Annotated in this window: 18 protein-coding genes and 1 other RNA gene; 2 read left to right on the top strand and 17 right to left on the bottom strand. The window is 60.4% G+C overall.

Features of this window, described 5'->3' with window-relative positions; translation table 11 throughout:
- Window positions 1-96 precede the first annotated feature (96 nt).
- The 16 genes from ftsA to FIV05_RS14770 all read right to left on the bottom strand — a co-directional run bounded on the left by ftsA (window position 97) and on the right by FIV05_RS14770 (window position 18,456).
- Window positions 97-1,419, bottom strand: coding sequence for a cell division protein FtsA (ftsA, locus tag FIV05_RS14845; protein ID WP_023000498.1), 1,323 nt, complete (start codon window positions 1,417-1,419; stop codon window positions 97-99).
- Window positions 1,416-2,294: a cell division protein FtsQ/DivIB gene (locus tag FIV05_RS14840; RefSeq protein ID WP_023000497.1), complete on the bottom strand. Its 879-nt coding sequence runs from the start codon at window positions 2,292-2,294 to the stop codon at window positions 1,416-1,418. Before FIV05_RS14840 ends, ftsA begins: the two co-directional genes overlap by 4 nt.
- Before the next feature lie 23 nt (window positions 2,295-2,317).
- A complete protein-coding gene (locus FIV05_RS14835) occupies window positions 2,318-3,244 on the bottom strand; it encodes a D-alanine--D-alanine ligase (protein WP_023000496.1) in 927 nt (308 codons plus the stop codon).
- Entirely contained in the window at window positions 3,244-4,215 is a 972-nt protein-coding gene (gene murB / locus FIV05_RS14830; protein WP_152510089.1) for a UDP-N-acetylmuramate dehydrogenase, read from the bottom strand. Before murB ends, FIV05_RS14835 begins: the two co-directional genes overlap by 1 nt.
- A 12-nt stretch (window positions 4,216-4,227) precedes the next feature.
- Window positions 4,228-5,628, bottom strand: a complete 1,401-nt coding sequence (murC, locus tag FIV05_RS14825; RefSeq protein ID WP_023000494.1) for a UDP-N-acetylmuramate--L-alanine ligase — start codon at window positions 5,626-5,628, stop codon at window positions 4,228-4,230.
- Complete coding sequence (gene murG, locus FIV05_RS14820; protein WP_152510088.1) at window positions 5,625-6,731, bottom strand: undecaprenyldiphospho-muramoylpentapeptide beta-N-acetylglucosaminyltransferase; 1,107 nt, start codon at window positions 6,729-6,731, stop codon at window positions 5,625-5,627. Before murG ends, murC begins: the two co-directional genes overlap by 4 nt.
- Window positions 6,732-6,748: 17 nt before the next feature.
- Complete coding sequence (gene ftsW, locus FIV05_RS14815) at window positions 6,749-7,906, bottom strand: putative lipid II flippase FtsW (RefSeq protein WP_152510087.1); 1,158 nt, start codon at window positions 7,904-7,906, stop codon at window positions 6,749-6,751.
- Between the two features lies 1 nt (window position 7,907).
- The gene (gene murD, locus FIV05_RS14810; protein ID WP_152510086.1) at window positions 7,908-9,308 is read right to left on the bottom strand and encodes a UDP-N-acetylmuramoyl-L-alanine--D-glutamate ligase; all 1,401 of its coding nucleotides are present in this window, start codon (window positions 9,306-9,308) and stop codon (window positions 7,908-7,910) included.
- Between the two features lie 4 nt (window positions 9,309-9,312).
- Window positions 9,313-10,398: a phospho-N-acetylmuramoyl-pentapeptide-transferase gene (mraY, locus tag FIV05_RS14805; RefSeq protein ID WP_023000490.1), complete on the bottom strand. Its 1,086-nt coding sequence runs from the start codon at window positions 10,396-10,398 to the stop codon at window positions 9,313-9,315.
- Window positions 10,399-10,408: 10 nt separating this feature from the next.
- Window positions 10,409-11,839 carry a UDP-N-acetylmuramoylalanyl-D-glutamyl-2,6-diaminopimelate--D-alanyl-D-alanine ligase gene (locus FIV05_RS14800; protein WP_152510085.1) on the bottom strand — a complete coding sequence of 477 codons (1,431 nt, stop codon included), beginning with the start codon at window positions 11,837-11,839 and terminating at the stop codon, window positions 10,409-10,411.
- Window positions 11,836-13,305 (bottom strand): UDP-N-acetylmuramoyl-L-alanyl-D-glutamate--2,6-diaminopimelate ligase, encoded by a 1,470-nt coding sequence (locus tag FIV05_RS14795; protein ID WP_152510084.1) that lies wholly within the window; start codon window positions 13,303-13,305, stop codon window positions 11,836-11,838. The genes FIV05_RS14800 and FIV05_RS14795 overlap by 4 nt, the downstream gene beginning before the upstream one ends.
- Before the next feature lie 101 nt (window positions 13,306-13,406).
- Complete coding sequence (locus FIV05_RS14790) at window positions 13,407-15,119, bottom strand: penicillin-binding protein 2 (RefSeq protein WP_023014553.1); 1,713 nt, start codon at window positions 15,117-15,119, stop codon at window positions 13,407-13,409.
- A gap of 10 nt (window positions 15,120-15,129) precedes the next feature.
- Window positions 15,130-15,483 carry a hypothetical protein gene (locus FIV05_RS14785; protein WP_023000486.1) on the bottom strand — a complete coding sequence of 118 codons (354 nt, stop codon included), beginning with the start codon at window positions 15,481-15,483 and terminating at the stop codon, window positions 15,130-15,132.
- Between the two features lies 1 nt (window position 15,484).
- Window positions 15,485-16,525: a 16S rRNA (cytosine(1402)-N(4))-methyltransferase RsmH gene (gene rsmH, locus FIV05_RS14780; RefSeq protein WP_152510083.1), complete on the bottom strand. Its 1,041-nt coding sequence runs from the start codon at window positions 16,523-16,525 to the stop codon at window positions 15,485-15,487.
- Entirely contained in the window at window positions 16,522-16,989 is a 468-nt protein-coding gene (locus FIV05_RS14775) for a cell division protein MraZ (protein WP_023000484.1), read from the bottom strand. Before FIV05_RS14775 ends, rsmH begins: the two co-directional genes overlap by 4 nt.
- A 414-nt stretch (window positions 16,990-17,403) precedes the next feature.
- Window positions 17,404-18,456 (bottom strand): AraC family transcriptional regulator, encoded by a 1,053-nt coding sequence (locus tag FIV05_RS14770; protein ID WP_209009666.1) that lies wholly within the window; start codon window positions 18,454-18,456, stop codon window positions 17,404-17,406.
- 125 nt (window positions 18,457-18,581) lie between these two features.
- Between FIV05_RS14770 and FIV05_RS14765 the strand changes: the two genes are divergently transcribed.
- Both FIV05_RS14765 and FIV05_RS14760 read left to right on the top strand, forming a co-directional pair.
- A complete protein-coding gene (locus FIV05_RS14765) occupies window positions 18,582-19,028 on the top strand; it encodes a cupin domain-containing protein (RefSeq protein ID WP_031269111.1) in 447 nt (148 codons plus the stop codon).
- A gap of 94 nt (window positions 19,029-19,122) precedes the next feature.
- A complete protein-coding gene (locus tag FIV05_RS14760) occupies window positions 19,123-20,610 on the top strand; it encodes an NAD(P)/FAD-dependent oxidoreductase (RefSeq protein ID WP_152510082.1) in 1,488 nt (495 codons plus the stop codon).
- A gap of 13 nt (window positions 20,611-20,623) precedes the next feature.
- Here the strand turns inward: FIV05_RS14760 and rnpB are convergent.
- Window positions 20,624-21,046: RNase P RNA component class A (gene rnpB / locus FIV05_RS14755), an RNA gene on the bottom strand.
- Between the last annotated feature and the right edge of the window lie 401 nt (window positions 21,047-21,447).

Here is a 21,447-nt window from a genome sequence, read left to right as displayed (position 1 = left end):
GGCGCCCCCGGTACGGGAGTAGCCTCTTCTTCCCTAATCTCCTCTGCCATTTCTGGCAGCTCAACTTCCTGGATGTCGTCTTCTTGGCTCATGTCGTCAGAAGCTTTCCCTGATCCATTGGCCCACGCGGGCCAGGTAACCAGATTGCCCGCCCCACCCTGATCTCCGGTTCTTGTGTTCGAACTGTTCGATCTGAGCGACCTGCGGATAAATCAAGAGACCGACAGCGGCGGCAAAAGCCGGACCTTTGGCAGCCTCGGGAAGACCGGCGACGCCTAGAGGCCGGCCAAGACGGACGTTGCGCCCCAGGATGTGACGCGCAACTTCTCCAAGACCCGTGAGCTGACTTGCGCCCCCGGTCAGAACGATCTGCTTACCGACACGCCCGGCAAAGCCGGACGCCGTAAGCCGATCCCTCACGAGTTCAAGGATTTCTTCCACGCGCGGCCGGATAACCCGGGTCAACGCCGAGCGTGGGATCTGGTTCGGCAGGTCGCTGTCGCTTTCCAGCGGCGGTACCGTGAGCATGTCACGATCGTCCGAGCTGGACGCCAGCGGCGAGCCGTAAAGGGTTTTCAAACGCTCCGCATCCTGCAGACGGGTTGCAAAAGCGCGGGCGATATCGGTGGTGACGTGATTGCCGCCAACGGCAATCGCATCCAGGTGCACCATGTGGCCATCGACGAAGACCGACAGTGTCGTCGTGCCGCCGCCCATGTCGATGCAGGCAACACCAAGTTCGGCTTCGTCATCGACGATTGTGGACAGGCCACTGGCAAACGGCGTCGCTACCATGGTTTCCACATGAAGGTGACCGCGGTTGATGCACAGTTCCAGATTGCGCACAGGCGGAACTTCCGCCGTCACCACCTGCATGTCGACGCCCAGCTTGTGGCCCATCATGCCACGCGGATCGCGGATGCCGCGGCTGCCGTCCAGCGAATAGGAGATCGGCAAGGCGTGTGTGACGGCCCGGCCATCGGTCACCGAGTGGCTGGAACCGGCGGAAAGCACCCGCTGGATATCGGCTTCAGACACGCTATCGCCTGCCAGCGGAACGTTGGCGCTGTAGATCTCGCTCTGCAGGCGTCCGCAGCTGATGTTGGCGATCAGCGACTCGACCGTCACGCCGGCCATGCGCTCGGCACTGTCGACTGCCAGACGGATGGCCTGTTCGGCAGCATCCATGTCGACAACGACGCCGGACTTGATCCCGCGCGAGCGCTGATAACCGTACCCCAGCACTTCCACCTTGTGGGAGCGACTGGAGAGAATTGCCTTTTCTTCCTGCGGCACCAGTTTGGCGATCAGGCAGCAGACCTTCGTGGAGCCCACGTCCAGAACCGACATGATGACGGCACGACGGCTCGGCAGCGGCCGCATCTTCGGCAGGTAGAGGTTGTTGTCGGAGCGGCTCATGTGTCACGCTCCTTTTTGCCTGAGCGGCCCTTGCCGCCCGTCATGACCTTGCGCTGTTCGGCAGCCTCGTCGGAGAGGCGCACGGTCACGCGGTCTGCCAGACGCATGTCGATGGCAACGATATCCCGGGACAGAAGCCCGCTTTCTTCATCCATTTTCACCAGATCTGCCAAGGCGGCGTCGATGTTGTCTTGGGGCAAGCGGATAGAAATCCCATTCTCAAGCTGCAGGTCCCAGCGGCGATCGCTGATCAGGAACGCCGCGCGCACGCGCGGACGCAGGCCCGGGACCTTCTCCAGCGCGGTGTTGATCTCGGATGCCCTGCGCTGAGCACCGTGGTTCACGACAAGCAGCAGATTGGCATAACGCCCATCCACCTCGTCGGTGATCACGTCACCTGATTCGTTTACGATCGAGACCATGTCGCCGCGCTGCCACAGCGCATAGGGCACCCGTTCCTCGATGTTGATCTGCAGCGTGCTCGGATAGAGCTTCATCACCGAAGCGCTCTTCACCCAGGCCATCTCGTTAAGACGCTCGCGAGCGCTATTGGCGTCGAACAGGGCGAGCGAGGAACCCTCGTGAATTTCCAGTGCTTCCAGGATCTGGAACTCGTTGATTTCACGCTGGCCGGACAGCTTGACGGCCTCGATGCCGAAACCAGCAGCGGACAGGAGACTGTCGGCAACAAGCCGGCCGTGCCCCCCTATGACTATTCCATAACCAATTGTTAAGGTTAAGAAAGTCAGTGCAGCAGCAGATCCGGACCAGCGTGGCAGATCTGCCAGGCGCCCGGCCGAACGCCACACCGGCTGGCGGTGCAAACGCGGCACACCGCGCCCGCGCGGAGCCAGTTCGGCCTCCAGCGGGGTCATCGTGTCCCGGTAATGTTTGCGCCTTATCGACAGCAACTCGCGTCCTCAACCATCCAGCTGACCAGGTCCTTGAAACTCATCCCCTTGTGGGCCGCCATTTCGGGCACAAGAGAAGTCGGCGTCATGCCTGGCTGCGTGTTCACTTCTAGGCAAATCAGTTCTCCGGATCCGTCTTCCTTCTCATCGAATCGGAAGTCCGCGCGGGAAACACCGCGGCAACCCAGAGCCTGATGCGCCTTAACTGCTAGTGTCTCTATGGTTTGGTAAACAATCGGTGAAATTTTTGCAGGAAGAATGTGTTTTGAACCGCCTTGTGCATATTTTGCGTCGTAATCGTAGAAGCCGTGACCTAACGGCACTATGTCGATGACGCCCAGGGCCGTATCGTCCATGACGGCACAGGTCAGCTCCCGCCCGCTGATGAACTTTTCGCACATCAGCACGTCAGGGTAAGGCCAGTCCTCCCGACCCAGTTCCTGTGGCGGAAACTCTTGATCTTCCTTGACAATCAGCACTCCGAAGCTCGATCCCTCGTTGATGGGTTTCAGCACATATGGCGGCTTCATCGGATGCTCGCGGGTGATCTCCCTGCGGTTGACAACAAGGTGTTCCGTGACCGGAATTCCGGCTGCATTCATCACCGCTTTTGCCTTCACCTTGTTCATTGCAAGGCTCGAGGCGAGCACACCGGAATGTGTGTACGGGATGTTAAGAACTTCTAATATTCCCTGAACGCAGCCATCCTCACCGAAGGGACCGTGAAGAGCGTTAAAGACCACATCGGGCTTCAAATCTTTGAGAACAGCGGAAATATTGCGGTCAACATCGACCCTGGTGACCCGGTAGCCGGCTTCTTCCAGCGCATCGGCGCAGCCCTTGCCGCTGGCGAGGCTTACAGGACGCTCGTTAACCCAGCCCCCCATCAAAACAGCGACATGTTTGCTTGCCATCAGGCAGCCTCCCCTTCCTTGCCCAGAAATGGCTCGATAGCCCCCTGTGCACCGAATTCACCCAGGCGCTTGATCTCCCACTCCAGGCGGATGCCGCTGTGCGCCAGCACGCGTGAGCGCACTGTTTCCCCCAGCAGTTCGAGATCGTGACCGGTGGCCGTTCCGGTATTGATCATGAAGTTGCAATGCATTTCGGACATTTGCGCTCCACCGACGGTCAGGCCACGGCAGCCTGCAGCGTCGACCTCTTTCCATGCCGACGTTCCGGGCGGGTTCTTGAAGGTGGATCCGCCGGTCTTTTCACGGATCGGCTGCGCCCGCTCGCGGTGGGCGACAACGTCGGCCATTTCCTGCCGGATCGAGGCTTCGTCCTGCGGCACGCCTTCAAAGACGGCGGAGGTAAAGATCAGGTCTTTTGAAGCCTCCGAGTGGCGATAGGCATAGCCCATGTCCTCATTCGTCAGAACGTGGCGGTTACCGTCCCGGTCAACCGCGGTCAGCTCCACCATGCGCTCGCGGGTTTCCGTGCCGTGAGCGCCCGCATTCATGCGCAGCGCACCGCCCAGACCGCCAGGAATACCTGTGTAAAACGCAAAACCGCCGAGACCGGCCCTGGCCGCAGCTTCCGCCAGACGCTTGTCCGGCACGGCTGCCCCTGCCTTCAACCTGTTGCCGCCGACTTCCTCAATTGAACCGAAGCCCTTTGCACTCAGTCGGATGACAACACCCTTCAGGCCGCCGTCACGGATCAGCAGGTTGGAACCAAGCCCGACCGGCAGCACCGGAACATCTTTCGGCAGCTTTTTCAGGAAGGCAGCAAGGTCGTCTTCATCCGCCGGCTGGAACATCAACTGTGCGGGACCACCAGTGCGGAACCACGTGACCGCAGACAGCGGCTGGTTGGCCGTCAGCTTGCCGCCGATACCTTCGGCAAGCTCCGGATACTGCTCCAGCAGATCGGGAAACGCCATGTGACGTCCTCCTTAAAGCTCTTCCAGCTGTTTCGGCAGCGCGTATGCCCACTGGGTGATGTTGCCGGCCCCGAGGCAAACCACGAAGTCGCCCGGCTCGGCCAGTTCCTTGACAAGCGCCGGCAGCTCTTCCGGGCCCTCGATCGCTCGAACGTTCCTGTGACCGCGGGTCTTCATGCCCGAGACGAGATCGGTATGTGCCGCTCCCTCGATGGGCTGCTCCCCCGCGGCGTAGACAGGAGCGATAATCACCGCGTCCGCATCGTTGAAGCAGTTGGAGAAATCATCGAACAGGCTGTGCAGGCGCGAATAGCGATGCGGCTGCATCACCGCGATTACCTTGCCTTTTGTCGACTCGCGCGCCGCGTGGAGCACGGCCTTGATTTCAACAGGGTGGTGGCCGTAATCGTCGAATATCTGAACGCCGCCCACCGTGCCAGTGTGCGTGAAGCGTCGCTTGACGCCGCCAAAGGCGGCAATGCCTTTTCTGAGGTCGTCCGCCTCGACACCCAGCTGCGAGGCAACCGCGATTGCCGCGGTAGCATTCGAAACATTGTGAAGGCCCGGCATCGGCAGCGTCAGGTCGTTCAGTTCGATCACCTGCCCGCTGCGGCGGTCACGAAGGGTGACGGAGAAGATCGACTTGCCACCATCCATCGACACATCGGTGTAGCGAACGTCGGCCTGCGGATTGGCGCCATAGGTGACGACACGCCGGTCCTCGATGGTCCCGATCATCGTCTGGACTTCGGGATGGTCGAGACACATGACGGCAAAGCCGTAGAAGGGCACATTTTCAACGAACTGCCGGAAGGCAGCGCGTACGCCGGCGAAGTCGCCGTAGTGATCCAGATGCTCCGGATCGATGTTTGTGACGATGGCAACATCAGCCGGCAGCTTGACGAAGGTGCCGTCGCTCTCGTCTGCCTCGACAACCATCCAGTCACCCTCGCCCATGCGGGCATTGGTGCCATAGGCATTGATGATACCGCCGTTGATCACCGTCGGATCCAGACCGCCGGCATCGAGAAGGGCTGCTACCATCGACGTGGTCGTGGTCTTGCCGTGTGTGCCGCCAACGGCGATGGCCTGCTTGAAGCGCATCAACTCGGCCAGCATTTCCGCCCGCCGCACCACCGGAATCAGCTTTTCACGGGCTGCGACCAGTTCCGGGTTGTCCTTCTTGATGGCGGAAGACACGACCAGCACCTCGGCATCGCCCAGGTTTTCTGCGGCATGGCCAATGGAAACCTTGATGCCGTTGTCACGCAGGCGCTGAACATTGGCGTTTTCCGCCATGTCCGAACCTTGCACCGTGTAGCCGAGGGTCTTCAGCACTTCGGCAATCCCGCTCATGCCGATACCGCCGATGCCGACAAAATGAACCGGTCCGATGTCCTGCGGCATCTTCATGGCCGTTCTCCTTGTTTTGCTGCGACCTTCTCGACGAGGTCGGCAAGTCTTTTCACCGCGTCAGGCCTGGCGACGCTGCGCGCCTTTTGCGCTGCTTCGCCCAGCATTTCGGGTGCATTCATGAATCGGGTGATTTCCTGGGCCAGCCGCTCCGGATAAAGGTCGACCTGACGGATCGGCCAGGCCCCACCTGCCTTTTCAAGCACCTTGGCATTGGCAGCCTGGTCCTGATCGATGGCTCCGGGCAACGGTACCAGAATGGAAGGGCGGCCAAGCACACTGAGCTCGCTGACCGACGACGCACCGGACCGGCAGATCACCAGATGCGCCTCTGCAATTCGTTGCGGCATGTCCTGGAAGAACGGTGCGCATTCGGCCTGAACGCCCAGACTGTCGTAAACCGCCTGTACCCGCCCCATGTCCTCCGGACGGCACTGCTGCACGATGCGCAAACGGGCGCAGACGTCGGCGGGCAGTTTTTCAAGTGCCGGCGGCAACAGATCGGAAAAGAAGCGCGCACCCTGGGATCCGCCGAAGACCAGCAGGTTGAACGTTCCCCCGGCGAGCGGTGCCGAGTAGGGCAACTCCGCAGCCGCGAGTACGGCGTCCCGAACAGGGTTGCCCGTTTCAGTGAGCTTGGCCTTAAAATCCGCCGGCAGATCTTCGATCGGAACGCTTGTGGCAATGGCGGTCACGCCCTTCGCCAACAGGCGGTTGGCCCGCCCCATGACGCCGTTTGCTTCGTGCAGGATTGAGGGCGTGCCCGTGAGCCGGGCAGCATACATAGGGGGAAACGTCGGATAACCACCAAACCCGGCCACGACATCCGGCTTCAAGGCCTTGATCACCTTGCGTGCCTGCAGCGTTCCAAGAAACAGTTTCACTGCAGTCTTCGCCAGCAGGAAGGGATTGCGCCCCCGGATGGTCTCCGAGGCGATGATGTGAACCTTGCGAGCGGGAAAGGCGCTGCCGTATTTGTCGGCCCGTTCGTCGGTTGCAAGTTCCACGGTCCAGCCGCGCCGGATCAACTCGCTGGCCAGCGCCTGTGCGGGGAAGAGGTGGCCGCCCGTTCCGCCGGCCGTCAGTAAAACAGTTTTGCTCATGAGTGCGGCTTGGGGCCTTACATCAGGGAAGAGGGTGAAAGCCGGCTCACCGTGACGACATCACCGCGCGACGGCTGCGGCCGCCTGCGCGTGAGCGCCAGAATGGCACCAGCGGTCATGGCGGACGACAAGAGCGACGACCCGCCGTAAGAAACGAAAGGCAGGGTCATGCCCTTGGACGGAATGAGGTGAAGGTTCACCGCGAGATTGATCGTGGCCTGCAGGCCGAACAGCACGGTCAGTCCTGCTGTGGCAAGACGACTGAAGGCATCCTGATCACGGCTGGCGTGACGCAGGCCTCTCAAGACGATGAATGCAAAGACGGAAACGAGCAGCAGACAGGCGATCACGCCGAACTCCTCGCCGACAACAGCGAAGATGAAGTCGGTGTGGCTGTCAGGCAGGATCCGCTTGACGGTGCCCTCCCCCGGACCACGGCCCAGCCACCCACCGGCAAGAAAGGAATCCTTGGCCGTATCGATCTGGAAGGTGTCACCGGAGCTCGGGTCCAGGAACCGGTCCACGCGGGTGGTCACGTGCGGCAGGAAGGCATAGGCGGCAAACAGGCCGACGATCCCGATGACGCCAAGCGCCATGATGATGAGCCAGGAAATGCCGTTCAGGAAGAACAACCCTGCCCAGACCAGGCCGAGCAGCATGGTTTGACCGAAGTCCGGCTGGGCGATCAGGAGAGCCGCGCAAACCGCAAAGAGCACGAAGGCGAAGAGCACTCCAGGCACCTCGCGCCGGCGACCGCTTTCCGACAAAAGGAATGCAATCAGGATCACGAAGGCAGGCTTCAGGAATTCGGACGGCTGTATCGACAGCCCGGCAATATAGATCCAGCGCCGCGCACCCTTGGCCTCAAACCCCAGGAACAGGGTGGCGACCATCATCACCAGCGACACGATGAACAGGATGAGCGCCGCCCGCCGGACCATGCGCGGCGTCATCAGCGAGCCGGCAAGCATGATCGTCAGGGCCGGGATCAGGAACATGGCCTGTCGCTTGACGAAATAGAAGGTTTCAACGCCGATGCGTTCGGCAACCGGTGGACTGGCTGCGAACGAAAGGACCACACCGCCAACCATCAGCAGGCTGAAGGCGGCAAGCAGATAGTGATCCACTGTCCAGAGCCATTCCGCAAAGCGGCTGCGATCGGCGCGCGAAACCATATCAGGCGACCTCCTGGGTATTGCCGGAATTGGGCAAGGCACGCACCGCATCTACAAAAGCAGCGCCCCGCAGTTCAAAATTCGGGAATTGGTCGAAGCTCGCACAGGCGGGCGACAAAAGTATGGCGATTTCCCCCGCATCGTCCTCCGCCGCCTCGGCAGCGGCGTCCTGCACGGCCTGGGTCAGCGTTCCGCTGATCTTGAAGGGCACGCGGCCATCCAGCGTCTTGGCAAAATCCTGCGCCGCCTCTCCGATCAGGAAGGTCTTGGCGATCTTCGGGAAATATTCGTCCAGCGAGGAAATACCGCCCGCCTTGGCCCGGCCACCCGCGATCCAGTAGATCCGGTCGAAACTTGCCAATGCTCTGGCCGCAGCGTCCGCGTTGGTCGCCTTGGAATCGTTGATGTAAAGAACCCGGCCTTTCTTCTCCACCACTTCCATACGGTGATGAAGTCCAGGGAAGGTCTTGAGGGCTTCTGCGATCTGCGCTGCCGGAATTTCCAGCGCACGTAGAGCCGCGAAGGCAGCCGCCGCATTCTGTCCGTTGTGGTCGCCGCGGAGACTGTCGATCCCGCCAAGCAGCGCCACTTCGATCTGGCTGCCGTCATGCGCCTCGATCAATCGCCCGTGGCGAGCGTAAATACCGTTGGTGAGTTCCTTTTCACCAGCGATCCGGCACACGGGCTTGCGTGCAAGTTCAAGTCTGTCGGCGATTGCTGAGGACAACCGGTCGTCAACTCCCACAACCGCGACCTTGGCACCGGCGACAAGTCGCTCCTTGATAGCGGCGTAGTTTTCCATGGACCCGTGACGATCGAGATGATCCGGCGACAGGTTCATGTGAATGCCGACCGTTGCATCCAGGGTCGGCGCCAGATCGATCTGGTAGGAAGAGCACTCCACCACATAGTGCCGACCGGGTTGCGGAGGATCCAGCTCCAGAACCGGCGTCCCGATGTTGCCGCCGAGTTGCACGTCCCGGCCGAGGGCCTTCAGGAGATGCGCGATCAGGGCGGTGGTCGTCGACTTGCCATTGGTACCGGTAATCGCAATCAGCGGCGCGGACGGACATAGTTTGCGCCGCTCACGGCAGAAAAGCTCGACATCGCCGACAATCTCGACGCCGGCATCACGCGCCAGATCTACCGACCAGTGCGGCACCGGATGGGTCAGTGGTACACCGGGAGCAAGAACCAGTGCGGCAACGTCCGACCAGTCGAGGTCCCGAAGATCTTGCGTTGCAAGCCCCTCGCCAGCAGCTTGTGCGACCCGGGCTTCGTTATCGTCGAAACAGACCACATCCGCACCACCCGCCTTCAGCGCGCGCGCCGTTGCAAGCCCGGACCCGCCGAGCCCGAACAGGGCAACCTTTCTGCCGTCGAATGTGGTGACCGGGATCATGCGCCTACCTCAGCTTCAAGGTTGCGAGGCCGAGCAGGGCAAGCACGACGGAAATGATCCAGAAGCGGATCACCACCTGGCTTTCGGTCCAGCCCATGATCTCGAAATGATGGTGGATCGGCGCCATGCGGAAGACCCGCTTGCCGGTCAGCTTGAAGGAAAACACCTGCACGATGACCGACACGGCTTCGAGCACGAAGAGGCCTCCAATGATGGCCAGAACAATCTCGTGCTTGGTGGCAACCGCGATTGCGCCGATCATGCCGCCGAGAGCAAGTGATCCGGTGTCTCCCATGAAGATGGCGGCCGGGGGAGCGTTGAACCACAGGAAGCCGAGGCCCGCGCCAATCACGGCACCGCAGATGACGGCAAGTTCACCAGTGCCGGCAACGTGGTGGATCTGGAGATAGCTGGCAAACACCGCGTTACCGGAAAGATAGGCAATCAGGCCGAAGGAAGCGCAGGCGATCATCACCGGTACGATTGCAAGGCCATCGAGACCGTCGGTCAGGTTGACCGCATTCCCCGCGCCAACCATCACGAAGGCTGCGAAGGGAATGAAGAAAAGACCGAGATTGAGCGTCAGATCCTTGATGAAGGGAAAAGTGATCGCTTCCGAGTATTCGGACACATCCAGAAGGGTAACCGCGAAGGCCGCGCCGCCGGCGATCAGGAATTCCAGGCCCAACCGGGCCTTGCCGCCAAATCCCTTGTGCGAGGACTTGGTGACCTTCAGATAGTCATCATAAAAACCGATACCGCCGAACCCGAGGGTAACGCCGATGACCACCCAGACGTAAGGGTTGGAAAGATCCGACCAAAGCAATGCCGCGACCAGGGCTCCTGACAGGATCATCAGCCCCCCCATCGTGGGCGTGCCTTTCTTGGTCAGGAGATGACTTTCAGGTCCGTCGGCGCGGATCGGCTGCCCGTGCCCTTGCCGGATCCGGAGACTGGCGATGATTTTCGGTCCGAACAGGAAAACGAAAAACAGCGCGGTCATGATCGCGCCACCGGTTCGGAAAGTGATGTAACGGAACACGTTCAGCGCTGAAATCTGATCCGCGAATTGCCCCAAGAAATAAAACATCCAATGCCCCTTACGCCGCTGCGGTGTCGTCCGCTGGCGGATATTCTTTTTTCAAGGCCTCGACAAGCGGGCCCATCCGGGTCCCGAGCGATCCCTTGATCATAACAACATCACCGGAACGCACGTCGCCCAAAAGCACGTCTTCCAGATCTTTTGCTTCTTCGCAGTAGTGTCCGCGCAGGTCATGCGGCAGCAGCTTCCAGAGCGCATGCATGTGCGGGCCCGCGCAATAGACCGCGTCGATATCGGCGTCGGTAATCGGCTGGAGCAGCTCCGCGTGCAAACGGTCGGCATCGGTCCCCAGTTCGCGCATGTCTCCAATGACGGCAATGCGGCGACCCGGCCTTGTGACAGGCGCCTCGCCCAGCACGGCAAGTGCAGCCTTCATCGAGGCGGGATTGGCGTTGTAGCTCTCGTCGATAAGGTTGAACTCGCCCTTCTGCATGGGCAGACGGGTCACCTCGCCGCGCCCCTTGGGTGCGCGCATGGAATCGAGTGCCAGTCCCGCTTTTGCAAGATCCGCCCCCAGATCCACGACCGCGGTCAGGACTGCCAGGCTGTTCTTGACGTGGTGTTTGCCCGACGCCCCGATCTTGTACGTGATTTCCTGGCCTAGAACGCTGGCGTCGACACTCGATCCGGCCGGATAGGAGACTGCCTTCTGGAGATGGCTGTCCGCCGAAGGGTCTTCGCCAAAGGTTTGGATTTTGGAAACGCCGGCAGCAGCCGCCAGAAACTTCAGCAGGTCGAATTGCAGATTGTCCTTGTTCAGGATCGCAATTCCACCAGGCTCCAGTCCGTCGAAAATTTCGGCCTTTGCCTTGGCTATCTGCTCGACGCTGTCGAAGAATTCCAGGTGTACCGGCTGAACGGTGGTGATGATCACCACGTGCGGGCGCACCATCTTTACCAGCGGCGAGATTTCGCCCGCATGGTTCATGCCGATCTCGAAGACACCGAAATCCGTGTCGGCGGGCATGCGTGCCAATGTCAGCGGTACGCCCCAATGGTTGTTGAAGGAGGCAACCGAGGCATGAACCTTGCCGGATTCTGCCAGGGTCAGGCGCAGCGCTTCCTTCGTGCCGGTCTTGCCGACAGAACCGGTGACCGCGACAATTCGGGCATTGCTGCGGGCCCGCGCTGCAACACCGAGCTTGCGCATGGCTTCAAGCGGATCGTCCACAACCACGTAGCGGCCATCTTCGGGCAGGTCGGACAAGCGATCCTCGCCAACCATCGCAACCGATGCGCCGGCTTCCAGTGCTGCGGCAACATAATCGTGCCCGTCCAGACGGTCACCGGTGATCGCGACGAATGCATCACCCGGCTCCAGCGTCCGGCTGTCTATGGATATACCGGTGATTTCAGCGCCAGCATCACCCTGAAGGCGGCCACCGGCAGCTTCAACAAAGGCATCAAGGGTCCAAAGCGGGTCGCTCATGTGTTTCCTTCAAGACTGATGGCGCGCTTTACGGCTTCGTGATCGGAAAAGGGAATCACTGTGTCGCCAACAATCTGGCCCGTTTCGTGACCTTTTCCGGCCACACACAGGATATCGCCATCCTTTAGGCGGCGAACTCCCTCTGCGATCGCTTCATACCGGTCGCCAATCTCCATTGCATCGGGTGCGCCACCCAACACAGCCTTGCGAATGGTCGCCGGATCTTCCGAGCGCGGGTTGTCATCCGTGACGATAACCAGATCGGCCCTGCGAGCCGCGACTTCCCCCATCAGCTCGCGTTTTCCGGGGTCCCTGTCGCCACCGGCGCCAATAATCACGGACAGCTTGCCACGGGCAAACGGCTTCAAGGCCGCAAGGGCGTTATCAAGCGCGTCCGGCTTGTGGGCGTAATCGACAAAAACCAGCCCGCCTGCTGGCGTCTTGCCGGCAAGTTCAAGACGGCCTGGAGCCCCCTTCAGGTTTTCAAGGGCCCGCAAGGCAGTTCCCGTGTCGATGCCAGCGGCAATCGCGAGACCGGCAGCAATGAGTGCGTTGGAAACCTGGAAGCGACCGATCAGCGGCAGCGTCACCTTGTATTCGCCGCGCGCACTCTGGATCGTCAGTTCCTGCCCTGCCCCCATCGGCTTCAGGCCGGTCAGGGTGAGGTTGCGGCCGGTTTCTCCGACCGTGAAGAACGGCAGCCCTCGCTCCTGCGCGACTGCCATGACCCGGTCAGCATATTTCTCACCCGGATCGCAGACCACTGTGCCGCCTGACGGAAGCAACTCCTTGAACAGGCGAAGCTTTGCATTCAGGTAGTGCTCGATCGTCGGATGATAGTCCATGTGATCGCGGCCAAGGTTGGTGAAGGCGGCTGCCGTCAGCCGCACACCGTCCAGCCGGTACTGATCGAGACCGTGCGAAGAGGCTTCAAGCGCAGCATGATTGACGCCTTCTTCTTCCAGCTCTGCCAACTGCTTGTGCAAGGCAACCGGGTCCGGCGTTGTCAGGCCGCCGTAGCTTTCTCCATCCGGCTTGATAACGCCCAGTGTACCAAGACTTGCCGCTGGGTGACCGGCGGCCTGGAAGATCTGGCGGGCGAAATGAGCAACGGATGTCTTGCCAGCAGTTCCGGTGACGGCAACGATTGTGTCGGGTTGAGCGCCGTAGAAACGGGCTGCCATTCTTGCGAAAACCTGACGAGGCTCTGCAGCACTGACAACGGCAACCGTCTCCGGCACCTGTGCACGCACTGCATCTGCAGCCTCTTCAGCACACAAAATGGCAATTGCCCCGGCCGCTGCTGCGTCCGGGGCGAATTTTGTCCCGTCGACGGAAGCCCCCTTGAAGGCGGCGAACAAGAAGCCCGGCTGAACTTTGCGGCTATCAGCCGTCAGCCCCGTAATTTTCCGAGCCCCTGCCGCTTCGGGCAAGGTCAGCCCGGCAGCTAAATACTCAAGATCCATTTCACCCGATCATCCGGTTTGTGCGTCGTCTTTAATGAGCTTTTTCGGAAAACCGGATTTCGGCTGCGACCCCGCCGGTTTTCCAGGCTCAACTCGTCTCCTTAATAGGAAATCTCGATTGGTTCATCCCCTTTGCTGAACCGCGGCATCACACCAAGCATGGGAGCCGAGCGGCGAACGATTGCGCCAACCATCGGCGCGGCGTTCAGACCGGCCGTCGCACCAATGCCGTCGCGTTCCGGTTTCGGCTCGTCGATAACGACCAGAACCACGTAGCGCGGGTCGTCCATCGGGAAGGCCGACAGGAACGAGTTGCGGCGCTTGTTGTTGACATATCGTCCGTTCTCGATCTTCTCCGCGGTGCCCGTCTTGCCACCGACCGTATACCCCGGGACATCGGCCCGGCGGCCCGAACCGGAGAGCACGTTCAGCCTGAAGAGATAGCGCATCATGCGGCTCGTCTCCGGAGAAACGACTTGTTTGCCAAGCTTTTGCACGTCTTCGGGGCTTCTCGGCAGGAAGGTTGGCGGAAGCAGGACGCCACCATTCACCAGCGCTGCGGCGGCAACGGCGGTCTGCATCGGCGTTACCGAGATACCGTGCCCGAACGAGATGGTCATCGCCGCCAGTTCGTTCCATTTCGGCGGCAGCAGCGGCGCCGCATTTTCCGGCAACTCGGTCTGCAGACGATCAGTCAGATGCAGGCGCTTCAGGAAGTCCTGCTGGCGCGCAATACCGGTCGCCAGCATCATTTTTGCGGTGCCGATGTTGGATGAATAGATGAAGATTTCAGGCACCGACAGGATGCGGTGTTTCCCGTGGAAATCCGAAATCGTACGGCCGCCTGCCCTGATCGGACGGGTTGCATCGAAGCTGTCATTGATCGAAACAGCCCCCGAATCCAGTGCCATTGCGGTGGTGAAGGTCTTGAAGACCGACCCCATTTCAAAGACACCACCGGTTGCCCGGTTCAAGCGGTCCTTTTCCAGGGCCTGGGCCCGGTCGTTCGGATCGTAGTCCGGCAGGGAGGACATGGCGACCACTTCGCCGGTCTTCACATCCAGAACGATACCGGCCGCGGCGATCGCCTTGTAGCGTTCCATCGCCTTCACGAGCTCATCGCGAACGACATGCTGGACGCGCAGGTCGACGGACAGCTTCACCGGCTCCATCGTACGGTCCGACGTGAAGCCAAGCGACTGTAGGTCCCTCAGCCAGGAGTCATCGATGTATTTTTCGATGCCGGCGAGGCCCTGATTGTCGACGTTGACGGAACCAACGATATGGCCCGCGGTCGGCCCACCCGGATAGAAACGCTGATTTTCCGAAAGGAAGCCGATACCCGGCAGGCCGAGATTGTGAACTCTTTCGGCCTGCTGCGGTGTCATTTCACGCTTCAGCCAGACGAAGCCGGCGCCGCTTTCCAGACGGCGACGCACGAGACCCTCGTTCAGATCCGGCACGATGCGGATCAACCCCTCGACTGCCTCGTCCACATCCATGATGCGGCGCGGCTCAGCGTAAAGCGATGCCGTCTTGATGTCGGTAGCAAGGATCTCGCCGTTCCTGTCGATCAGGTCCGGACGGGAGGCGGCAACGGAATCCTGCGCCGAAATCCAGGCATGGGACGGCGCCTCTTCCATTTGCGCCAGCATTACCAGCCGGCCCGCGATCGCAACATAGACGCAGGCAAAGGCAAGCATGGCCACATAGACACGGGATTTGACCGCGCTGGCGGAGACGGAGTCCCTTGTCGCCCGCGGATGAGCCCGTCTTACCTGAAGGAAGCTGGCCGGTTCGCTAACCATCGTCATGACCGCGCCCTCACTGGATCACAGCAGACGAGCCGGCATAGCCGCCCATCTGACTGCCACCGATTGGCTCCAGCATCACAGGACGCGCCGGAAGATCTTCCGTCGTCACGATCTGCTTCACATCAAGCGGTTCAAGAAGAAGATAATCGTTATAGCGTTCGACAAGGGACTGCAGCCGGTCCGGCTTGTTGAGAAGGCTCCACTCCGCCTTCAGATGACGGATGGAGTCGCGCTCCTCGTCGATCTGCCGTTTCAGATCGGCCACCTTCTCCGCAGACTTCGTCGCTGCGAGCTTCATGTCATAGACCGTCGCCGCGCCGATCACGACCGCCAGTATGAACACGATGTTCAGCGTTCGAACCATATTAGCCCCCTAGCCCATGGAAGGCTGCGAGACGTGGGACACCCGCCTGATGGATGTCCAGCTCTCGCGCCTCAGCTTCGGTCCGCCGCCCGGCCCGAAGCTTCGCGGATCTTGCCCGCGGATTGATGTCCGTTTCAGCGTCGGCAGCTTCCACCGCCTTGCGCGTCAACAATTCGAATGTCGCCGGAGGCACGTCTTCCTCCGGCATATGTCGTGATCCGCCACCGCGGGTCCGGGTCCGATCCTGGAAGAACCGCTTGACGATACGATCTTCGAGGGAATGGAAACTCACCAGCACAAGGCGTCCGCCCGGCTTCAGGATCCGCTCGGCCGCGCCCAGCGCTTCAGCCGCCTGATGCAACTCGCCGTTCACGTAGATCCGCAGCGCCTGGAAGGTTCGCGTTGCCGGATGGATCTGCGCCTTCTTGGGCGACCGGCCAAGCACCTTTTCGATCAGGTTCGCCAGCTCCAGGGTCCGGGTGAATGGCTTTTCCTTGCGGGCCCTGTCGATGGCGTGCGCAACTGTCGTCGCCCGCTTTTCCTCGCCCAACAGACCGATGACGCGGATCAGATCCTTCACTGGCAGCTCATTGACGACATCCGCAGCCGATGGCCCGGCCTGCTCCATACGCATGTCCAAGGGTCCATCGCGCAGGAATGAAAAGCCGCGATCAGCCTCATCAAGCTGCATGGAAGAAACGCCAAGATCGAGAACAACTCCGTCGACACCATCGAAACCGCAACCGCGGGCATGCGTTTCAAGACCCGCAAATTGACCCGGCACGAGCATCAGCCGGCCTTCGGAAGCCTCCACAAGCTCCTGCCCGCCGGCAATCGCGTCAGGATCCCGGTCGATACCGATCACATGGGCACCACGCTCCAGAATTGCGCGGGAATAACCGCCGGCACCGAAGGTACCGTCGACAATCACCTCGCCGGGCTGCGGCGCAAGCCACTCCAGAACCTCTTTCAGGAGAACCGGCACATGGCGCTCGGGTCCGCCAGCGTCAGGAGCAACGTCTCTGTCGCCGAGCGCCATCATACCGGCTCTCCCTGAGAGGATGCGGAGCTTTGCCCCGACAGCATCGCGAGCGCACGCCGTTGGGCCTCTGCGCGGTACTCGCGAAACTTTTCAGGTTCCCAGATCTGGAACTTGTAATTCATGCCGACGAAGGTGACCTGGTCGGTAATTCCGGTGTGTTCGCGGATCATGTCGGAAATGGTCATGCGGCCGTCCCCATCGATCCTCGGGTTTTCACTGGCACCGAACAGGGCGATCGCCAGTGCATCATGATCGGGAGAGAGCTTTGCAAAGGCTTCCGAGCGCTTGTTGATTTCAGCAAGCAGATCGTTTCCGCCCGCGTCGACAGCCGCGCAGTGTGAAGAAGCAATGCAATAAAGGCCTTCAAATCCATCTCTCGCCAATACCGTACGGAAGGGCGCCGGGATCGACACGCGACCCTTGGCATCCAGCCGGTTGGTAAAGTGAGAAACAAAGCCGGCCATTCATCCCCTCGAAACGGGTCCCCACCCGTTCAAATCCCAAGTTCACCCGTAAATGAGAGGAAGGCCGGCAACTTGCCCGGACACGCAATTTGCAAAAACGGCACTTTCAGAACCGTTAAATCGATGTCCATGACCCTACTGAGATGGGCCCGCGCTCCCCATTCTGGGTATTTATGGGATACCATGGGAAATCATGGGCGGTCAATGGAATCTCATGGATTCCGGCTCGATTTGATCGCACACGACCCCGTCGAATGACCTTAAGCCAAACATGCTTAATGAAGCCTTGACACAATTGGAGAATCGGATTCGCAGGAATACGGAGGTTTTCCGCACCGAAGCCCGGAAAACCGGCAATTTCTGCCTATCTGGAAAGACTTGTGGAGAAAGAAAACCGCCTTTGTGGCGAGTGTCTCAACCGAACCTGAGCGCCCGCCCCGTGGCCCCTGGTGTCTCGCCGAACCGCTCTCGGTAGGCAACCGAGAACCGGCCCAGGTGCCGGTGGCCGGACCGGTAGGCCACCTCTGCCACGGGCAGGCTGCGCCCCTCCGACAACAACAGGTGCCGTGCGTAACTCAGCCGGACGTCCTGTAGGTACTGAAGCGGCGTACAGCCGTATTCCTGCCGGAACTGCAATTGAAGGTTCCGGGGCGAGGTTCCTGCGTGGGTACTGATATCCAGAAGACTGATGTCGTCGGCAAAACGCTCGCCGATCAGGCTGACCGCACGCTTCAGGATGGCCGGTGACCTGCCGGTCTCCCGCCTTTCCAGCAGCGGCGACGCGGTGTTCGGCTGAAATTCCAGCAGCGCTCCGACAAGGGCTTCTTCCAGGTGGCGTTGTTCCGGGCTCCCTTCCCCCTGAAAAACCCGACGCTCTTCGACTGCGCCAAGAACACCGCGCAAGCGACGGCGCCAGGCAGCGCCAGCGCGAGACAGAAGATTGAATTCGGGTTCAAAGCGAACCTGACCGACACTCACACCGGCCATTCTGCTTGCAACTTCCTGCAGGAAACCGGTCTCGATCTGAAGAAGGATCTGCTGGCAGCCGGCATGCCAGCGCATGGCTGTGTGCCGGTCCGGATTGAGAATGGAGGCAACCCTCGGCGTGGACACCATGGAACGGCAACCATTGCGGACCTCAGCCGTGCCGGCAATCGGCAGCTGGATAAGGTAGAACTCGGCAAGTTCTCCCGGCTCGATCGCCACATCAGCGCCATACCGCAGGTAGTTGAGAGAAAGATGCTGCCCACGCACCCGGTTCTGGCAGGCATCAAACCTGTCGGATGCCGAAAAACGGCCCAGGCGATGATTGCAGAAGTGACGGGCAACGATTTCCCTGGCTTCGTCCACATCCGTGGTTTCGAAGCATTTGAAGCGATCGAGCGGTGTTTTGCTTTTTGCCTGAGACAACATTGTGGAAGCATGCCGCTGCTGCGAGGCCCGTTCAAGCGCCACCTTGTGTGCCATGCGTCATTTTACTGCATCCGGCCAAGTAATTTCGCTTTCTGGATAAAGAAATCCATCGAGCCGCGCTTAGCCTTTCTCCTGTCGAAAGACCTAAGCGCACCAAATGAGCGATGAGGGGAACAATCATGCAAGATGGCGCAGGCATTACCGCAGCTAACGCGGGACTGGACAATATCAGCTGGAATGTGGTCGGGCACACCTATACGCCGAAACTCCTGAGCGGCAATGCCTTCATCTGGCATGCGCTCATTCCGGCAGAGACCTTTGTCCCGCCTCACATACATCCGACCCAGGACGAATGGATCGTGATGCTGGAAGGAGAGCTGGAAGTCGAAATGGGTGGTCAGACCCACAAGGCAAAGGCGGGCGACACGATCCGCATGCCGATGGGGGAAGCCCACGGCATCTTCAACAGGTCCGGCAAGACGGCCACCTGTGTCTTCGGCGTTGCGCCGTCCCGTAAACTCTTCGAACTCTTCGGCGCGCTCGACGGCGTGACAGATCCGGCTGAACTGGTCCGGCTTTCCGCCTTGCACGAGGTCGACTTTCTGCCGCCTCCCGATCAGGCCTGAGCCGACACGGCCAGATCCAGCTTTTGACGTGACGGGGTGGATTGCCGGCAGATACCACACTGCCGGCCACCCCTGAGGCGAAAGGACATCGAGAATGACGAAACGCAAGACTGTCGCCGTAATCGGCGGCGGCGTGAGCGGGCTTGCGGCTGCAAAAGCCTTCGACGAACGCGGACACAGGGTGATGGGCTTCGAGCGAAGCCACGATTTCGGTGGTGTCTGGGAACTTTCGCGGTCCTACCCGGACGTGCAGACCCAGTCGCCCAAGGACCTTTACCGCTTCACCGACCTGCCCATGCCGGACGACTATCCTGAATGGCCAAAAGGGCCTCAGGTACATGCCTATTTGCATGCCTATGCGACAAAACACCAACTCGGCCGCCTGTTCCGGCTGAACACCAATGTCCTGTCCATGGATCGCCGCAAGGATGGCAATCCGGGCTGGACACTGACACTTGAGGCGGCCGGAAGAACCTGGTTCGAAGATTTCGACTTCGTCGCCATCTGCACCGGTCAGTTTTCGGACAAGAACGTCATTTCCCACCCTGGGCAAGAAGCCTTCGAGGCCGCCGGTGGCCAGGTGCTGCACAGCTCGGACTATACCGACAGCAGCATGGCGCAGGGCAAACATGTGATCGTTCTCGGCGGCTCCAAATCCGCGACCGACCTGGTGGTCAATGCCGCCAGAAACGGTACGAAATCGGTGACGCTGGTTTACCGGGAACCGGTCTGGCGCGTGCCCTATTTTGTCGGTGGCATCAATTTCAAACGCCTGCTCTACATGCGCGCCCAGGAACAGCAGTTCAACGGCTGGGGCCGGACCGGCCTTGCAAAAGCGGTCTCTGCTGTCTTCAAGCCGTTGATCTGGGCAAATTTCAGAGGGCTGGAAACCCTGCTCAAGTTTCAGCTCAAGTTGAAGAAATGGGACATGGTTCCGGATATCCCGATCGAAAAAGACGCCTCCTGTTCGCTGCCGATCGTGACACCGGGGCTTTTCGAAGGTTTTGAAGCGGGCAGCATCCGCCCGGTTCGGGGAACCTTCGAGCGCTATGAGAATGGCAATGTCATCCTATCCACGGGAGAAGCACTGCCCTGTGATCTGGCTGTGCTGGCCGTCGGCTGGAAACTCGGCATTCCCTACCTGGCGAAGGAATACCGGGACAAACTGATAGAGGCCGACGGGCAATACAGGGTCTACCGTCTGTCTGTGAACCCGGACCTGCCCGACATGGGCTTTGTCGGCTTCAACTCCAGTTTTTGCACCGTGCTGTCGGCGGAAATGATTGCCAACTGGCTGGTTCGCTATGCCGACGGGCAACTGGCCCATCAACCGACGGATAGGGAAATGCGCAGCAACATCGACCAGATGCTCCACTGGCGGCGGCGGGAACGGCCGGCTGCCCAGGTCTATGGCGGCCTTTGCTCTGCCCCTTTTCACTTCCGGCACTTCGACGAACTGCTGGCGGATATGGGGGCTGCCAAGCGAAAACGCGCGAACCCGTTGGCGGAGCAGTTCTCCTACCCGAACGCAGAAGCTTACGGAACATTTCTTGGCAGCACGCCGCAATATGCAGCGGGCTGAACAGGGAAGGTTAAGAGCCAGCCGGCCTGTAAGCCGGGTTCTGTATGGCCCGGCCAGATACGAGACCTGACGCGGACGTGACAGCCATTCATCTGTGACGTCTGTTGCCAGACGCCTATCGCAACCAACCCGGACAACTGGCCTGGAAACCGGCCTGAACCGGATCGCTCCGGTTCGCGCTGTCCCTATTCGGTTTTGCTCCCGGTGGGGTTTACCATGCCGCCGCTGTTGCCAGTTGCGCGGTGGGCTCTTACCCCACCCTTTCACCCTTACCCCGGGTAAATCTCTCGATCTGTCCGGGGCGGTTTGCTTTCTGTGGCACTTTCCCTAAGGTCGCCCTCGCCGGGCGTTACCCGGCACCGTGTTTCCATGGAGCCCGGACTTTCCTCCCCCGCGGCCTTTCGGCACTTGCGGCAGCGGCTGTCCGACCGACTGGCGCATGGGACTTAGGAGGCTTTGCGGACGAGGTCAAGCGACAGTCGATACCGTGCTGCGCGAATTCCCGGGATAGCGTCCCGGTCCTGTGTCATTCCGCCAACCTGCCGTCCACCGGCGGCTGCGACTTTGCACCCCTCCTCACCCGTTCGCACGCTTCACAATCCTCACACAAGCTAGCTCTTGCAGGGCTAGAGGCTGGCAAAACTGTCAAGGTGCCATCGGGCCAGGCAGCCAAAAGCCTGCGGCACCCCGGAACGACACAAGAGGAAAGCATTTCTAATCATTGTAAAAAATACCAATATAAATTTTTACCAGACCCTCGAAAGATAAAAACTTTTTCCCGTCATTGCCCAAATATTAAGCAATGAGAAACCCATGTGACGGAAGGTAATGGGAACA

The organism is Labrenzia sp. THAF191a, assembly GCF_009363335.1.
Classification (GTDB): Bacteria; Pseudomonadota; Alphaproteobacteria; order Rhizobiales; family Stappiaceae; genus Roseibium; species Roseibium algicola.
The sequence above is the reverse complement of the archived record's forward strand: the minus strand, read 5'-3'. Positions and strand labels throughout refer to the sequence as shown.

What these genes read in the sequence shown, in the direction of transcription:
- ftsA (WP_023000498.1), bottom strand. Translation starts at nt 1,419, where the DNA reads ATGAGCCGCTCCGACAACAACCTCTACCTGCCGAAGATGCGGCCGCTG.
- FIV05_RS14840 (WP_023000497.1), bottom strand. Translation starts at nt 2,294, where the DNA reads ATGACCCCGCTGGAGGCCGAACTGGCTCCGCGCGGGCGCGGTGTGCCG.
- FIV05_RS14835 (WP_023000496.1), bottom strand. Translation starts at nt 3,244, where the DNA reads ATGGCAAGCAAACATGTCGCTGTTTTGATGGGGGGCTGGGTTAACGAG.
- murB (WP_152510089.1), bottom strand. Translation starts at nt 4,215, where the DNA reads ATGGCGTTTCCCGATCTGCTGGAGCAGTATCCGGAGCTTGCCGAAGGT.
- murC (WP_023000494.1), bottom strand. Translation starts at nt 5,628, where the DNA reads ATGAAGATGCCGCAGGACATCGGACCGGTTCATTTTGTCGGCATCGGC.
- murG (WP_152510088.1), bottom strand. Translation starts at nt 6,731, where the DNA reads ATGAGCAAAACTGTTTTACTGACGGCCGGCGGAACGGGCGGCCACCTC.
- ftsW (WP_152510087.1), bottom strand. Translation starts at nt 7,906, where the DNA reads ATGGTTTCGCGCGCCGATCGCAGCCGCTTTGCGGAATGGCTCTGGACA.
- murD (WP_152510086.1), bottom strand. Translation starts at nt 9,308, where the DNA reads ATGATCCCGGTCACCACATTCGACGGCAGAAAGGTTGCCCTGTTCGGG.
- mraY (WP_023000490.1), bottom strand. Translation starts at nt 10,398, where the DNA reads ATGTTTTATTTCTTGGGGCAATTCGCGGATCAGATTTCAGCGCTGAAC.
- FIV05_RS14800 (WP_152510085.1), bottom strand. Translation starts at nt 11,839, where the DNA reads ATGAGCGACCCGCTTTGGACCCTTGATGCCTTTGTTGAAGCTGCCGGT.
- FIV05_RS14795 (WP_152510084.1), bottom strand. Translation starts at nt 13,305, where the DNA reads ATGGATCTTGAGTATTTAGCTGCCGGGCTGACCTTGCCCGAAGCGGCA.
- FIV05_RS14790 (WP_023014553.1), bottom strand. Translation starts at nt 15,119, where the DNA reads ATGACGATGGTTAGCGAACCGGCCAGCTTCCTTCAGGTAAGACGGGCT.
- FIV05_RS14785 (WP_023000486.1), bottom strand. Translation starts at nt 15,483, where the DNA reads ATGGTTCGAACGCTGAACATCGTGTTCATACTGGCGGTCGTGATCGGC.
- rsmH (WP_152510083.1), bottom strand. Translation starts at nt 16,525, where the DNA reads ATGATGGCGCTCGGCGACAGAGACGTTGCTCCTGACGCTGGCGGACCC.
- FIV05_RS14775 (WP_023000484.1), bottom strand. Translation starts at nt 16,989, where the DNA reads ATGGCCGGCTTTGTTTCTCACTTTACCAACCGGCTGGATGCCAAGGGT.
- FIV05_RS14770 (WP_209009666.1), bottom strand. Translation starts at nt 18,456, where the DNA reads ATGGCACACAAGGTGGCGCTTGAACGGGCCTCGCAGCAGCGGCATGCT.
- FIV05_RS14765 (WP_031269111.1), top strand. Translation starts at nt 18,582, where the DNA reads ATGCAAGATGGCGCAGGCATTACCGCAGCTAACGCGGGACTGGACAAT.
- FIV05_RS14760 (WP_152510082.1), top strand. Translation starts at nt 19,123, where the DNA reads ATGACGAAACGCAAGACTGTCGCCGTAATCGGCGGCGGCGTGAGCGGG.